Consider the following 15,574-nt stretch of genomic DNA (forward strand, 5'->3'; position numbering starts at 1 on the left):
ATTAGGGTTGGTTTCGCTGCTGGACACTCAGCGGCGTTTCCAGTTTGTTTAATGAACCGCCGTATGCGGAACCGCATGTACGGTGGTGTGAGAGGGCGGTGAGGGCAACTTCACCCCCTACTCGATATGGAAACAGTATGTTGATTAATTGTGTGGCCTATCAGGACGGCCAGAAGCTGGCGGACATTCCGGTCGAGGAGATCAGCGACTACATCGAGAAGCCGGAAACCTTTGTCTGGGTGGCGCTGCGCGACGCCCAGCCGGACGAGCTGGCGATCATGCAGCAGGAGTTCGGCCTGCACGAGCTGGCGGTGGAGGATGCGCGGCGCGGCCACCAGCGCCCCAAGATCGAGGAGTACGGCGATTCGCTGTTCGTGGTGGTCAAGACCATCGAGTGCCGCGACGGCGATGTGGCGGTCGGCGAGGTGGATATTTTCGTCGGCGACAACTATGTGCTGTCGGCGCGCGACGGCCACAGCCAGCAGGGCTTCCTCGGCGTGCGCGCGCGGGCCGAGAAGGAGCCGCACATGCTGCGCCTGGGCCCGGCGTTCGTGCTGTATGCGCTGATGGACGCGGTAGTGGACCGCTACTTCCCGGTGCTCGACATGCTGGAGACGGAGCTGGAAAAAATCGAGGAGCTGATCTTCAGCCAGGGCAAGCAGCGCGACAACATCCAGCGGCTGTATGAGCTCAAGCGCAAGGTGACCATCGTGCGCCACGTGGTGTCGCCGTTGATGGAGGCGGTGGGGCGCTTGCACGGCGGCCGCGTGCCGGCCATGTGCCAGGACACGCAGGAATACTTCCGCGACGTGCATGACCATTTGCACCGCATCAGCGCCTCGCTCGACGGCATCCGCGACACCATCGCCACGGCGATCCAGGTCAACCTGTCGATGGTGGCGATCGAGGAGAGCGAAGTGAACAAGCGGCTGGCGGCGTGGGCGGCGATCTTCGCGATCGTCACCGCGTTTGCCGGACTGTGGGGGATGAACTTCAAGTTCATGCCGGAGCTGGAGTGGAAGTACGGCTATCCGATGGCGGTGCTGGTGATGGTGGGCGTGTGCCTGTACCTGCACCGGCGCTTCAAGAAGTCCGGCTGGTTGTAGACAAAAAAACGCCCCGTTTCCGGGGCGTTTCGATTTCTAAGGCTTACTTGAACTTGTAGCCAGCGGTCACGTAGACGAAGCGGCCACGTGGATCGTACTGGTTGATGTCGTAGCCGGACTGGAACTGATTGGTGACCGCGGTGCCTATCGTGTCAGGCTGCTTGTCGAACAGGTTCTTCACGCCCAGCGCCAGGGTCAGGTTCTTGATGCCGCGGAAGGTCACGTTGGCGTCGTAGATGGCTTCCGACGAGATGAACACTTTGTTGTCGTTCAAGTCATGGCCGACCTGGTAGCCGCTGCGATAGTTTTGCACCAGGGTGGTCGACCATGGACCCTTGCTCCAGGTGGTCGCCAGCTGGTGTTTCCAGCGCAGGATCACGCCGCCGTTTTGCGCGCCGATCACCGGGTTGCCGGAACCGTCAACGATGGTGCCGACCTTGTGCGACACGTCGCCGCCAGGGCTGGTCTGGTCGAAGGTATCCATGTAGGTACCGTTCAGGTTGGCTTCCAGCTTACCGAAGCTGAAGTTGTCCTTCCAGTTGGCCGTCAGGTCCAGGCCCTGCACGTTGGCGTTGCCGGTGTTGGCCAAGGTCGAGCGGATGCTGACGATGTCGTTGCCGTTCAGGGTCACCAGGCCTGCGTAGGCCGGGTCGCCGGCGCGGAAGCGCGACACGATCTCTTGTGCCGACGGCGTCGCCAGGATGTCGCGGATGTTGATGTTGAAGAAGTCCACGCCGATGCTGGCGGTCGATACCGGCTGCCATACGGCGCCGAACGAGTACTGCTTCGACTTCTCTGGCTTCAGGTTAGGATTGCCGCCGGACAGCGCATTGACCTGCAGACCGGTTTGCTTGGTCGCCGGGTCGTTGAACTGCTCGGAAGTACCCAGCGTCTGCGGCTGCCACAGGTCGACCAGCGACGGTGCGCGGAAGCCGGTGCCGTACGAACCGCGCAGCAGGAAGGTCTTGGTCGGCTGCCAGCGGACATTGCCCTTCCAGTTGGCCGAGTTGCCGACGTCGTCGTAATGGTCGTCGCGCACCGCCAGGTTGGCTTCCAGCGTCTTCGTCAGCGGAACGCTCAGTTCGCCGAACGCCGAGTTCACGGTACGGTCGCGGTCGATAGGTACGACCGAGCCGCCCAGGCCGGAGATGTCGCCCGACTGGTAGGCCGCGCTCGGATTGGTGGTGTAGTTCTCTTTGCGCGACTGCGCGCCCACCGCGTATTGCGGGGTGATGCCGGCGATGGTCCAGAAGTCGCCGGTGATCTTGGCGTCGAAGGAATCGCTGGTCGATTTCGCGGCCAGGAAGTCGCCGCTGAAGGCTGCGCCTTTCAGCTGGTCGGCCAGGGCGCCAGTCTGCACGCCGCCTGCCGCCCATGGATTCCAGTTGCTGGCGTTGATGATCTTGGCGTAGGCCACTTGCGAGAAGTAGCCGGTGGTCACAGCGCTGTTGAGCTTGGACTCGTTGTGGCTCAGCGCCACTTCGTAGTCGACCGCGCCGATGGTGCCCTTGGCGCCAACGACCACGCGTGCCTGCTTGGCGGTGTCGACGTTCTGGCGTGGACCGAAGTCGAACACGCGCGAGGTGATCGACAGTGGCTTGCCGATCAGCGAATCGAAGCCCTGGCTGTGCAGGTAAGGCGCGGCGATCGACTGGTAGACCGGGTTGCTTGGGTAGAGCAGCAGTGCCGCGTCCACGCCTTGCTTGGCGAACTCGCCGTCGGTCTCGAAGAAGCTGGCGCGCGCCGGCGATGCCTGGTAGGTCTGGGTGACTTTGCTCTGCGAGTACAACACGTCGCCGAACAGCTGGTGGTTCTCGTTGAGCTGGTAGCTCAGGTTGCTGGTGAAGTTGAACAGTTCGCGATCGGGCGTCAGGCCGACGTCCGGGCCGCTGTCGTAGTAGCAGTAAGGCGAGCCCTTGGCGCCGCCTTGCAGCGTGCCCATCTTGATGGTGCCGCACTTGTCGCCGATGGCCAGCGGATTGCCGTAGCCCGAACCGCCCGAGCTGAAGCCGGCGTCGGTGCCTTTGCCTGGCGTGAACGAGCCCTGGATGTTGCCCAGGCCGGTCGCGGTGCCGTTGTAGTAAGGCAGCTTGGTCGAGGTGGCCGCGTAGTCGCGGTCACGGCCGAACAAGGCCTTTTCTTTCTCGTAGGAGCCGGAAGCGACCAGGTGCAGCTTGTCGGTGTTGAAGCCGCCGGTGATCGAGGCCTTGCTGTTCTGGCCGCCACCGCTGTTCGATGGGGAGCCGTAGCCGCCGGTGATTTCCACGCCGTCGATCTGCTTGGACAGGATGAAGTTGACCACGCCGGCCACGGCATCGCTGCCGTACACGCCGGAGGCGCCATCCTTCAGCACTTCGACGCGCTCGATGGCGGCCAGCGGGATGACGTTGACGTTGACGGAGGCGCCGTCGCTGCCGGCAAACGCCGCCAGGCGGCGGCCATTGACCAGCACCAGGGTGCGGGTCGAGCCCAGGCCGCGCAGCGAGATCGACGACAGGCCGCCGGTCGAGCTGCCGGCGCCGGTGGCGTTGCTGGTGCCGCCCGCCGAGGAGAAGGCGGAGATCGACTGCAACAGTTCTTCGGTGCTGGTGGCGCCGGTGCGGGCGATGTCAGCCTTGGTGACCACTTGTACCGGCAGCGAGGTTTCAGCGTCGACACGCTTAACCGACGAACCGGTGATTTCCACGCGTTGTATGACAGGGGTATCCTGTGCAAATACTGGCTGCGCCAGCAGGCCTGCACCGATCAGTGCAGCGCTGCCCGAAAACATCAGGCGCAGGGAACGCGAAATTACAGTTTCCATCATCATTGCTTGAACTCCTAGCGAGGTTACGGCTTAGTACTTTGTCATTGAGAATTTCATAATGAATAATCCATCTATAAATTATTCAGGCGGTCATCAGACCACTTGAGTCCGGCAAGGTCAATTGGCGCTCTGTAACAACAATGAAATAAACAACACTTTTGATGGTTATTTCAAAAAAAGACCACTTATTTACACAAAAATACAAAGTATTTGGTTGTTTGTTGCCGAGTTATGCTAGTGAAGTGCCTGGCGTTAAACCAAGTTCATGCGAGTGGGGGGGTGTGATGTGTGATGACTGCTTATTCATCTGATAACAGGCGCGGAGAGGGGCGCGGGCCGCCGCAGCTGGCTGCGGCGGCCGGTCCTGGGGAGGGGATTACGGTTGCTGGTCGGCGGCCATCGACAGCGCCACCGCCTCGGCCACCTTGATACCGTCGACGCCGGCCGACAGGATGCCGCCGGCGTAGCCTGCGCCTTCGCCGGCCGGGAACAGGCCGCGCGTGTTCAGGCTTTGCAGCGTGTCGTCGCGGCGCTTGATGCGGATCGGCGACGAGGTGCGCGTCTCCAGCCCGGTCAGCACGGCGTCGTGCTTGAAATAGCCCTTGACCTGCTTGTCGAACGCCGGGAAGGCTTCGCGCAGCGCGCTCACGGCGAACTCCGGCAGGATGGTGGCCAGGTCGGTCAGGTGCACGCCCGGCTTGTACGACGGCACCACGCTGCCGAACTCGGTCGAGGCGCGGCCGGCGACAAAGTCGCCCATCAGCTGGCCCGGCGCGTTGTAGGTGCCGCCGCCCAGCTCGAACGCCTTCTCTTCCAGGCGGCGCTGGAACTCGATGCCGGCCAGCGGGTGGCCGGGGTAGTCGACTTCCGGAGAGATGCTGACCACGATGGCGCTGTTGGCGTTGCGCTCGTTGCGCGAATACTGGCTCATGCCATTGGTGACCACGCGGCCCGGTTCGGACGCGGCCGCCACCACCGTGCCACCCGGACACATGCAGAAGCTGTACACGGCGCGGCCGTTGGAGGCGTGGTGCACCAGCTTGTAGTCGGCGGCGCCGAGGATGGGGTGGCCGGCGTTGGGGCCGAAGCGGCAGGCGTCGATCAGCGATTGCGGATGCTCGACCCGGAAGCCGATCGAGAACGGCTTGGCCTCGACGTAGACGCCGCGCCGGTACAGCATTTCAAAGGTGTCGCGCGCGCTGTGGCCGACCGCCAGTACCACGTGGTTGGTGACGATCTTCTCGCCGCTCTCCAGGGTCAGGCCGCGTACCTGGCCGCCGTCCGGGCCTTGCTCGATCTCGATGTCGACCACCTTGTTCTCAAAGCGGTATTCGCCGCCCATCTGCTCGATGTTGGCGCGCATCTGCTCGACCATCTTGACCAGGCGGAAGGTGCCGATGTGCGGTTTGCTGACATACATGATTTCCTCCGGCGCGCCGGCCTTGACGAACTCGGTGAGCACCTTGCGGCCGTAGTGTTTCGGGTCCTTGATCTGGCTGTACAGCTTGCCGTCCGAGAAGGTGCCGGCGCCGCCTTCGCCGAACTGTACGTTCGATTCGGGATTGAGCTCGCGCTTGCGCCAGAAGCCGAAGGTGTCGACCGTGCGTTCGCGCACCTGCTTGCCGCGTTCGAGGATGATGGGGCGCAAGCCCATCTGCGCCAGGATCAGCGCCGCGAACAGGCCGCAGGGCCCGGTGCCGATCACCACCGGGCGCGGGTTCTGGTCGTGGCCGGCCAGCTGCTCGCCGTGGGCGACGAATTTATAGGCGGTGTCCGGCGCCGGCATCAGGTGGACGTCGTGTTGCAGGCGTTTGAGCAGCGCTGCTTCGTCCTTGACCTCGACGTCGAGCGAATAAATCAGCACGATCGCGGTTTTCTTGCGGGCGTCGTAGCTGCGTTTGAATACCGTGTAGCCGAGCAGGGCGTCGGCGGCGATGTCCAGGCGCGCCCGGATGGCGGCCTGCAGGTCGGCCTCGGCGTGGTTCAGCGGGAGTTTGACTTCGTTTAATCGCAACATGGATGGCTTCCTGAGAGGGCGCTGTCTAGGCGCCATGGTCGTCGGGCCGGCGCGGCGGCGTGCTGCGCCGGATCGGCCCGTAAAACCCCGTATTTTACCCGCAATGGCCGCCAATTGCAGCTGTCCCGGCTGCGCCCGCCTGTTGAAATGCGGCGCGACCGCGGCGCGCTGAATAAAGGCGTTGGGGCCGGCCCGGCGAGATATTCATTCCGGCGGCCAGGCGCCGATTGCGGTTCCGCCGCTTATTTTCGCGACGCTGGAATAAGCCGGCGTTATTCAATATGGCCGGATTTTTATTCTATTTATTTATTCCGCGGATATTTAAATTTCAGAATCGGAATGGCCATCTGTAAATAATTTGGAACTGGCGACTGCATTGCCCGCGCCGGAAAATTTTCGCCTGCAAACAATTCGCCGGGCTTCCGGTGTTGTTACGGAGTAATCTTTTATTAATGAAATAACTGATATTTTGTTGCGAAAAGACGACTAGCACCAAAACGGACGGACGCCGGTTTTTGTCCGGCATCTGGTGCATTTATGTTTCTTTTTGGAAATTTCGTGGCGCAACGCCGGCGGTGAAAAACCCGTTGGCCTTGGCATATGGGATGCGCTTTGTTCTGGGAAGCCATGGTTTTCCATTGATTTTCGCCGGTTGTGGCTTGACGGTTGAAAATTTTGGTGTACTTGCACGGGACATGCCGCAGTACGCAGGGAAATGGCGCAAGTTCGGTGGTTTGTTGTTTTTTTGCGATCATTTCGTTATTTGATAGGAAATTAAAAATGTGTTTTTGGAAATGTTTTTAGGCAATCTGAGTAGGATGCTAATGCAATGTTGTATGAACGAGACAATTCAAAATATTAATAAAAATACATCCACATGAACCTTTGCCGCCACGCTTTGCCGCATCGCACCACGCCGGTGCGCAGAAACTGCCGCCTTCCGCGCGCTCGTTGCGACTGTGTAAGGTTCATTGACAATAGCCGAGTTGCTATGTTTTTATGAACAGCGGCAAAGTTTGGCTTTATTTCATCAACGATGACGCAAGCGCCGATCTTTACCTGGGGCAGAGAAAGAGAAGTAGCCGGTGAACGAATAGTCTTATCCAGACTATTCTCAGTCGGTAGAGGTTAAACAAAGAAATGGGTCGTTTTTAGTTGCTATCCAAAAGATGCCGTTAAACGTTCTAATAAACACACCAAGGGAATTCAATATAATGATCAAGGAAACAGTATTGTCTCGCTCGATCCGCGTGGCTTTTGTCAGCGGGATTGCGCTGGGTATGCATGCCGCGTCCGCGCAGCAGGCGGCGGACCAGCCGATGCAAAAAGTCGAGGTGACCGGCTCGCGCATTCCAACCCTGAACACCGAGGGCGCCAGCCCCGTGACAGTCCTGAGCGCCAAAGACATCAAGATCGATGGCGTACGCAATGTCGAAGACATGCTCAACAACCTGCCGCAAGTGTTTGCTGCGCAGGGCGCCGCGATCTCCAACGGCGCGTCCGGTACCGCGACCGCCAACCTGCGTAACCTTGGCTCCGACCGCACCCTGGTGCTGGTCAACGGCAAGCGTCTGCCGGCCGGTAGCGTGAAAGATTCCGCACCGGACTTGAACGAAATTCCAGCCGGCCTGATCAAGCGCGTTGAAGTGCTGACCGGCGGCGCCGGCGCGGTGTACGGCGCGGGTGCGGTAGCGGGCGTGATTAACTTCATCCTGCGCGACAACTTCGAAGGCGTTGAAGTCCAGGGCAATATCGCCGGCTTCAACCACGACCAGCACAGCGCTGTGGCCGGCGTCGTGTCCAAACGCGGCTTCCCTGTACCAGGCAACGTCAACTTCGACGGCAAGACCAAAGACGCCAGCGTCCTGTTGGGCAGCAACTTCGACAACAACAAGGGTAACGCTACCTTGTTCTTCACCTACAAAGAAACCAATCCGGTGCTGCAAGCGGCGCGCGACTTCAGCTCGTGCTCGTTGGCAGGCGGCGCCGCGGGTTTCACCTGCTCGGGTTCCGGTACCCAGGCTAGCGGCCGTGTCGGTGGTTTCACCAATGACGGCAAAGGCGGCGTTCGTGCCTATAACAGCACCACCGACGCATACAACTTCGGTCCGTTGAACTATCTGCAGCGCCCTTCGCAGATGTACGGCTTCAATGCCCAGGCGCACTACGATATCAACGACAAGGTTCGTGTTTACCAAGAGTTTGGTTTCCACAACTACTCGACCGACGCGCAAGTGGCGCCAGGCGGTATCTTCTTCGGCGGCGTACAAGCCACCATCGCCGGCGACAACCCGATGCTGAGCGATGCATGGCGCACTGCCCTGAAGCTGACCAACTCGCCAACCTCGACCACCACTGTCAACATCGGTAAGCGTAACGTCGAAGGCGGTCCACGTATCGACTCGATCAACGACAACTCGTTCCGCGAAGTTATGGGTGTCAAGGGCGAAATCAACAACTGGTCCTACGATGTCTTTGGTCAGTACGCACGCGTCAGCCATATGGAGTCGAACACCAATTATTTCTCGCTGGCTAAGATCGCCAAGGCATTCGACGTGGTCAACGTCGGCGGCGTGGCAACCTGCCGCTCGGTGGTGAATGGCAACGATCCTAACTGCGTACCGTACAACCTGTACGGCGGCACCATCACCCCGGCCATGCTGAACTACCTGAACGCTTCGGGCATCGTCACCGGTTATACCCAGCAGATCATCATGGGCGGTAACGTCGGCGCCGACCTGGGCGTGTACGGCATCAAGTCGCCATGGTCGACTAATGGCATCGGCGTGTCGTTCGGCGTTGAACGCCGTGCCGAGAAACTGGTCTTCCGTCCGGATGACACCAGCCTGTCGGGCGACCTGTCCGGCGCCGGCGGCGCATCGCCTCCGCTGGTTGGCGGCTACTCGGTCAAGGAAATTTTCGCCGAGACCCGCGTTCCTCTGCTGGAGAAAAAACCGTTTGCTGATTCGCTGGATCTGTCGGGCTCGTTCCGTCGTTCCGAGTACAGCACCGACCATACCGCCAACACCTATGGCGTGGGCGTGGACTGGGCCCCGGTCGCGGACCTGGTACGTGTACGCGGCAGCTACCAGCGCGCCGTTCGTGCTCCGACCATTCCTAACCTGTACAACCCGCAATCGATCGGCAACAACGGTCCCGCGATCGACCCATGCGAAGGCACGAAGCCGGCCGCTACCGCAGCTCAGTGCGCCAACACCGGCGTGAGCGCTGCCCAGTACGGCCATATCGAAGCCAACTCCGCCAACCAGCACTCCAGCCTGACCGGTGGTAACCCGAACCTGGCGCCGGAAGAAGGCACGACCTACACCTTGGGCCTGGTGCTGACTCCGATCAAAAACCTGACCATCACGCTGGACGCGTTCAAGATTGACATTAAGAACACGATCTCGAACGTCGATCCTACGGTTGCTCTGACCCAGTGCCTGAACAATGCCAGCCCGATCTTCTGCGCGCTGGTCAAGCGTGATTCGCAGGGCAGCCTGTGGTTGTCGCCTAACGGTCCACTGGGCTATGTGACGGCTACCAACGCGAACATCGGTTCGGTCGGCACCTCCGGTCTGGATCTGGGCGCGGCCTACGTGATGCGTGCTGGCGCCATGGGCACCATCAACTACAATCTGAATGGCACCTACATGCGTTCAAATACGACCGAGAACGTACCTGGCCTGGGTACGTATGACTGCAAAGGCTACTTCGGCGCCACTTGCGGTACGCCTACCCCGGAATGGCGTCATAAAGCGCGCGTGACCTGGTCGACTCCTTGGAAGTTCGACGTGTCGGGCACCTGGCGCTATGTTGGTTCGACCAAGCAAGAGGGCCTGAGCTCGGACGCCCTGTTGCATACGGCTGCGGCCCCAGCAACGATCGAAGATCACCTGTCGGTACGTAATTACTTCGACCTGAACGTTCAGTACGCGATCACCAAGAAGATCAGCCTGAGCGCCGGCATCAACAACCTGTTCGACAAAGACCCTCCGACCGTGTCGACCCTGGTGACCGCTGCCGCTGGTTCGGCTAACGGTAACGGCTACCCACAGGTCTACGATTCGATGGGTCGCTTCCTGTACCTGAACCTGACCGCACGCTTCTAATCTGATTAGTCGCTAGCGTTCTACCAAAACGGCACCTTCGGGTGCCGTTTTTTTTGCCTGTTCGATCGGTGGGGGCAAAAAAAACGGCGCCCGCAGGCGCCGTCGTGGCGGGGCGCGTGACCGTCAGAGGTCGAAGCCGCCCTGTTGGCCGCGGAAGCTGTTGATGCCGTCGGTCAGCGCCGTGATCAGCGCGCGTTCGGCCAGCGACAACTGCGGATGCCAGATGTCGAAGATCAAGACCACGCGCAGCTGCTCGCTGTCGTTCCAGGCTTCGTGTTCGATGGTGTCGTCGAACACCCAGGCCTGGCCCGGCACCCACTCGCGGGTATCGTTGCCGACGCGGAAACCGCAACCGGGCGGCACGATCAGCGGCAGGTGCGTGACCAGGCGCGCGTTGCTGACGCCGACGTGGGGCGGTATGCGGGTCTTGGGCTTGAGCAGCGAGAACATCGCGGTCGGCGTGCGGCCGGGCTGGTCCGGCTGCGGCGCCCCGCCCAGCAGTGCCATCGTGCGTGGGCACTGGGCGGCGTTGTCCGGCACCGGCACGCCGTCCTTGAGCAGATGGAAGGCGCTCCAGCGCGGCGAGTTGTTCAACTCGGCGAACTGGTTGTGCGGCACGTCGGCGGCATAGGTCAGGTAGGGCGTGAAGCCGTCCTCGGCCTGCAGCACTTGCAGGAACTCGTCGCGGATGGCGTCGGTGCCGGCCTCGAGCGCGTCCAGCCACGGGAACTGCTCGCGCGGCAGGAAGGCTTGCGGCAGCAGACCGGGGTAGTGGTACATCATCGACGCCGATTCGTAGCGGCGCTTGCGGCGCACCATCAGGTCCACCGATTCGCGGAAGCGGCCCAGGTCTTCGCCGGCGTACTGCTGGTATTGCTGTGCGAGGAAGTTGTCCAGGAAGCGGCCGTAGCCGGCGTGGTATTGGTCGAGATACTGCATCGCATGCTGGACGGCGTCGCGCATGCCGGGGTCGAGCTGCTCGACCGGCGGCGCCACCGCCGCCACCGCGCCATACACCGAGGCCGACTGGTGGGTCTTGCCTTGCCGTTCCAGCAGGTTGGCGCGCAGGATCAGCGCCACCATGTGCGACGGATCGGCCACCAGCGCGTTGTGGATGGCGATTTCCTCGGCTTTTTCATCCTGCTGGCGCTGGCAGGCCAGCGCCAGGCTGATCCAGCTTTGCGGATCGTCCGGCGCGGCTTGCGCCAGCCGTTCGAAGGCGCGGCGCGCGGTGGCGATGTCGTTGTAGCGGAAGGCGCGCTTGCCCAGCGAGCTCAGCGCCAGCACATGGGCCGGCTGCAGTTCGAGGATGCGGGCCCAGGTGCGGCCGGCTTCTTCCTCCTGTCCGGCCTTGCTGGCTTTGATTGCTGCGGCCTCCAGGATGGCGACTTCAGCTGCCGTGTGCGGATGGTGCATGGAGGTGATCATTTCTAGTCGTTGACGGGTTGGCAGGGAAGCTTTGTTGCCTGCCAAAAAATTATAGCCCGTCGTCCTAGCCGCCAGCGGCAAGGGCGCCATGAAACCAGATCAAGTGTTGGAATTCCGCATCATTGCGTTACATTTCGCCGCAGGCCGTTACATGCCGCCCCACAGTCCGCTCAAAATGGCGGCGGCCGACAGGCCGGCGGTCTCGGTGCGCAGGATGCGCGGGCCCATGGCCAGCGGCAGGGCGCCGTGCTGGATCGCCAGGTTTTCCTCGGCGTCGCTGAGGCCGCCCTCGGGGCCGATCACCAGCGTCACCGCCTGCGGGCTCTGGTGGCGCGCCCAGTCGGCCAGCGACTGTCCGGCGCGCGGCGTCAGGATGATGCGGCGGTGCATGTCCTGCTGGGTGATCCACTGCTTGTAGTCCTGCAGCGGCGCCAGCTGGGCCAGGCGGTTGCGGCCGCTCTGCTCGGAGGCCGACTCGATGATGCCCTGCCAGTGCGCCATCTTCTTTTCCGCCCGTTCGGCCGACAGCCGCACCACGCAGCGCTGCGCCGCCAGCGGCTGCACGCCGGACACGCCCAGCTCGATCGCCTTCTCGATGATCCAGTCCATCTTGCTGGCCTCGGGCAGGGCCTGCGCCAGCGTGATGCCGAACGGCAGCTCGACCTCGCGCGGCTGGTGGGTCTTGACCTCGACGCTGACGTGGCGCTTGCCGATCTCGCTCAGGGTGGCGCTGTATTCGCCGCCCTGGCCGTTGAACAGCGTGACCAGTTCGCCCGGCGCCAGCCGCAGCACCTGGATGTGGTGGGCGACCGCCTCGGGCAGGCTGACGAGCTGGCCGATGGCCAAAGGCTGGGAGATATAAAAGCGAGGCATGCGCGAATCCGGTCGGTTTGAGTTCCGCAATTTTAAATGCTGGACGCCTCGGTCTGGTAAAATAATGGGTTCAGCAAGCCTGCAGTACAGAGCAGTAACGACCGCAGCATTCCATTGCCACCAGTTTCCATACTTCCGTGATAGACCAACGATGACTTCTATGCTTCCAACCACCCAAATGGCTAACGCGATCCGCGCGCTGGCAATGGACGCCGTCCAGAAGGCCAATTCCGGCCACCCAGGCATGCCGATGGGCATGGCCGAAATCGCCGTGGCGCTGTGGAGTGGCCATTACAGCCACAACCCGGCCAACCCGAAATGGGTGAACCGCGACCGCTTCCTGCTGTCGAACGGCCACGGTTCGATGCTGCACTACGCGCTGCTGCACCTGTCCGGCTACGCGGTCAGCATGGACGACATCAAGTCCTTCCGCCAGATGCATTCGAAAACCCCGGGCCACCCGGAAGTGGACGTCACGCCGGGCGTGGAAACGACCACCGGCCCGCTGGGCCAGGGTATCGCCAACGCGGTCGGCATGGCGCTGTCCGAGTACCTGCTGGGCGCCGAGTTCAACAAGCCCGGCTTTGACATCGTCAACCACTACACCTACGCCTTCGTCGGCGACGGCTGCCTGATGGAAGGCATCTCGCACGAAGTATGCGCGCTGGCCGGCACCCTGGGCCTGAACAAGCTGATCGCCCTGTACGACGACAACGGCATCTCGATCGACGGCAAGGTCGAAGGCTGGTTCACCGACGACACCCCGGCCCGCTTTGAAGCCTATGGCTGGAACGTGATCCGCGCCGTCGACGGCCACGATGTCGCCGCCGTCTCGGCCGCCATCGCCGCCGCCAAGACCTCCAGCAAGCCGACCCTGATCTGCTGCAAGACCATCATCGGCAAGGGTTCGCCCAACCTGCAGGGTGGCGACAAGGTGCACGGCGCCGCGCTGGGCGACAAGGAAATCGCCGCAGTACGCGAATACATCGGCTGGAGCGCCGCGCCGTTCGAGATCCCTGCCGACATCTACGCCGCCTGGGACGCCAAGGCCGCCGGCGCCAAGCTGGAAGCCGCGTGGGCCGAGACCTTCTCCGCCTACGGCAAGCAATTCCCGGCTGAAGCCGCAGAACTGAGCCGCCGCATGGCCGGCGACCTGCCAGCCGCGTTCGACGCGACCCTGGCGGCCGGCATCGCCGCCTGCGTCGACAAGAAAGAAAACATCGCCACCCGCAAGGCCAGCCAGAACGCCATCCAGGCGCTGGCGCCGGTGCTGCCGGAATTCCTGGGCGGCTCGGCCGACCTGACCGGCTCCAACCTGACCAACTGGAAAGAGTGCGTCGCGTTGCGTTCCGGCAAGCCGGGCAACCACGTCAACTACGGCGTGCGCGAGTTCGGCATGTCGGCCATCATGAACGGCGTCACCCTGCACGGTGGCTACATCCCGTTCGGCGCCACCTTCCTGACCTTCTCCGACTACAGCCGCAACGCGCTGCGCATGGCCGCGCTGATGAAGCTGCGTTCGATCTTCGTGTTCACCCACGATTCGATCGGCCTGGGCGAAGACGGCCCGACCCACCAGTCGGTCGAGCACGTCTCGGCTATGCGTTTGATTCCCAACCTGGACAACTGGCGTCCGTGCGACACCGTCGAATCGATGGTCGCATGGGGCGAGGCGGTCAAGCGCAAGAACGGTCCGTCGACCCTGATCTTCTCGCGCCAGAACCTGCCGTACCAGGAGCGTTCGGCCCAGCAGATCGCCGACGTCGCCCGCGGCGGCTACGTGCTGAGCGAAGTGGCCGGCGCCAAGGTCACGCTGATCGCCACCGGTTCCGAAGTCGAGCTGGCCGTGGCCGCCGCTGCGGCGCTGGCCGGCGAAGGCATCGCGGCGCGTGTGGTGTCGATGCCGTCGACCGATGTGTTTGACCGTCAGGACGCCGCTTACAAGGCCAGCGTGTTGACCAAAGGCTTGCCACGTGTGGCGATCGAAGCCGGCGTAACCGATTTCTGGTACAAATACGTCGGTCTGGAAGGCGCTGTGGTCGGCATCGATACCTTCGGTGAATCGGCCCCGGCAGGCGTGCTGTTCAAGCACTTCGGCTTCACGGTGGAAAACGTCGTGGCGAAAGTCAAATCTGTCATTGCATAATCTATAATTGCTTGTTGAATTACCTATTTTTCTCATCAGGAGCATAGTATGACGATCAAAGTTGCAATCAATGGCTACGGCCGCATCGGCCGCAATGTGCTGCGCGCTTTCTACGAAGGCGGCAAGAAACAAGACATCCAGATCGTTGCGATCAACGACCTGGGCGACGCCAAATCGAACGCCCACCTGACCCGCTACGACACCGCCCACGGCAAGTTCCCAGGCACCGTGACGGTCGATGGCGACAACATGATCGTGAACGGCGACGTGATCCGCGTGTTCGCGCAGCGCAACCCGGCGGAAATTCCATGGGGCGATCTGGGCGTGGACGTGGTGCTGGAGTGCACCGGCTTCTTCACCACCAAAGAGAAGGCTTCGGCCCACCTGAAGGGCGGCGCCAAGAAAGTCATCATCTCGGCACCGGGCGGCAAGGACGTCGACGCCACCATCGTGTACGGTGTCAACCAGCACGTGCTGAAAGCGACCGACACCGTGATCTCGAACGCTTCGTGCACCACCAACTGCCTGGCCCCGCTGGTCAAGCCGCTGAACGACGCCATCGGCGTGGAAACCGGCCTGATGACCACCGTGCACGCCTACACCAACGACCAGGTGCTGTCGGACGTGATGCACGAAGACCTGCGCCGCGCCCGTTCGGCCACCATGAGCATGATCCCGACCAAGACCGGCGCCGCCGCCGCGGTGGGCCTGGTGCTGCCTGAGCTGAACGGCAAGCTGGACGGTTTCGCGATCCGCGTGCCGACCATCAACGTGTCGCTGGTCGACCTGTCGTTCATCGCCAAGCGCGACACGACCGTGGACGAAGTCAATGCATTGATGAAGGCCGCCGCCGAAGGCGCGCTGAAGGAAGTGCTGACCTACCAGACCGAACCGCTGGTATCGATCGACTTCAACCACAATCCTGCCTCGTCGAACTTCGACTCGACCCTGACCAAAGTGTCGGGCCGCCTGGTCAAGGTATCGTCGTGGTACGACAATGAGTGGGGCTTCTCGAACCGCATGCTCGACACCACCGTGGCGCTGATGACCGCGAAGTAAGCTTCCGCGACTCAAGCAAAGCCTGCC

Annotated in this window: 9 protein-coding genes; 5 read left to right on the plus strand and 4 right to left on the minus strand. The window is 62.1% G+C overall.

Annotated elements, in window-relative coordinates; all coding sequences use genetic code 11:
- The first annotated feature begins 137 nt into the window (after positions 1-137).
- A complete protein-coding gene (corA, locus tag KVP70_RS29695; RefSeq protein ID WP_217945991.1) occupies positions 138-1,106 on the plus strand; it encodes a magnesium/cobalt transporter CorA in 969 nt (322 codons plus the stop codon).
- A gap of 43 nt (positions 1,107-1,149) precedes the next feature.
- Here the strand turns inward: corA and KVP70_RS29700 are convergent, their stop codons facing one another.
- Both KVP70_RS29700 and KVP70_RS29705 read right to left on the minus strand, forming a co-directional pair.
- Positions 1,150-3,915: a TonB-dependent receptor gene (locus KVP70_RS29700; protein ID WP_217945992.1), complete on the minus strand. Its 2,766-nt coding sequence runs from the start codon at positions 3,913-3,915 to the stop codon at positions 1,150-1,152.
- A gap of 373 nt (positions 3,916-4,288) precedes the next feature.
- A complete protein-coding gene (locus tag KVP70_RS29705; RefSeq protein ID WP_217945993.1) occupies positions 4,289-5,929 on the minus strand; it encodes an NAD(P)/FAD-dependent oxidoreductase in 1,641 nt (546 codons plus the stop codon).
- Between the two features lie 515 nt (positions 5,930-6,444).
- Here KVP70_RS29705 and KVP70_RS29710 point away from each other — a divergent pair.
- Both KVP70_RS29710 and KVP70_RS29715 read left to right on the plus strand, forming a co-directional pair.
- Entirely contained in the window at positions 6,445-6,696 is a 252-nt protein-coding gene (locus KVP70_RS29710; protein ID WP_217945994.1) for a hypothetical protein, read from the plus strand.
- A gap of 465 nt (positions 6,697-7,161) precedes the next feature.
- Positions 7,162-10,041: a TonB-dependent receptor domain-containing protein gene (locus KVP70_RS29715; protein ID WP_229225185.1), complete on the plus strand. Its 2,880-nt coding sequence runs from the start codon at positions 7,162-7,164 to the stop codon at positions 10,039-10,041.
- A 123-nt stretch (positions 10,042-10,164) separates the two neighbouring features.
- Here the strand turns inward: KVP70_RS29715 and KVP70_RS29720 are convergent, their stop codons facing one another.
- Together KVP70_RS29720 and KVP70_RS29725 are read right to left on the minus strand one after the other, a co-directional pair.
- Positions 10,165-11,469, minus strand: coding sequence for an aspartyl/asparaginyl beta-hydroxylase domain-containing protein (locus KVP70_RS29720; protein WP_217945996.1), 1,305 nt, complete (start codon positions 11,467-11,469; stop codon positions 10,165-10,167).
- 147 nt (positions 11,470-11,616) lie between these two features.
- A complete protein-coding gene (locus KVP70_RS29725) occupies positions 11,617-12,342 on the minus strand; it encodes a 16S rRNA (uracil(1498)-N(3))-methyltransferase (RefSeq protein WP_217945997.1) in 726 nt (241 codons plus the stop codon).
- Positions 12,343-12,520: 178 nt separating this feature from the next.
- Between KVP70_RS29725 and tkt the strand changes: the two genes are divergently transcribed.
- Together tkt and gap are read left to right on the plus strand one after the other, a co-directional pair.
- Positions 12,521-14,488, plus strand: a complete 1,968-nt coding sequence (gene tkt, locus KVP70_RS29730; protein ID WP_229225186.1) for a transketolase — start codon at positions 12,521-12,523, stop codon at positions 14,486-14,488.
- Between the two features lie 48 nt (positions 14,489-14,536).
- The gene (gene gap, locus KVP70_RS29735) at positions 14,537-15,547 is read left to right on the plus strand and encodes a type I glyceraldehyde-3-phosphate dehydrogenase (RefSeq protein WP_217945999.1); all 1,011 of its coding nucleotides are present in this window, start codon (positions 14,537-14,539) and stop codon (positions 15,545-15,547) included.
- Positions 15,548-15,574 lie beyond the last annotated feature (27 nt).

The sequence above is a fragment of the Duganella violaceipulchra genome (genome assembly GCF_019166075.1).
GTDB lineage: Bacteria > Pseudomonadota > Gammaproteobacteria > Burkholderiales > Burkholderiaceae_D > Rugamonas > Rugamonas violaceipulchra.

Coding starts and splice junctions, on each gene's coding strand:
- KVP70_RS29725 (WP_217945997.1), bottom strand. CDS start 12,342: ATGCCTCGCTTTTATATCTCCCAGCCTTTGGCCATCGGCCAGCTCGTC.
- KVP70_RS29720 (WP_217945996.1), bottom strand. CDS start 11,469: ATGATCACCTCCATGCACCATCCGCACACGGCAGCTGAAGTCGCCATC.
- gap (WP_217945999.1), top strand. CDS start 14,537: ATGACGATCAAAGTTGCAATCAATGGCTACGGCCGCATCGGCCGCAAT.
- KVP70_RS29700 (WP_217945992.1), bottom strand. CDS start 3,915: ATGATGATGGAAACTGTAATTTCGCGTTCCCTGCGCCTGATGTTTTCG.
- corA (WP_217945991.1), top strand. CDS start 138: ATGTTGATTAATTGTGTGGCCTATCAGGACGGCCAGAAGCTGGCGGAC.
- KVP70_RS29705 (WP_217945993.1), bottom strand. CDS start 5,929: ATGTTGCGATTAAACGAAGTCAAACTCCCGCTGAACCACGCCGAGGCC.
- tkt (WP_229225186.1), top strand. CDS start 12,521: ATGGCTAACGCGATCCGCGCGCTGGCAATGGACGCCGTCCAGAAGGCC.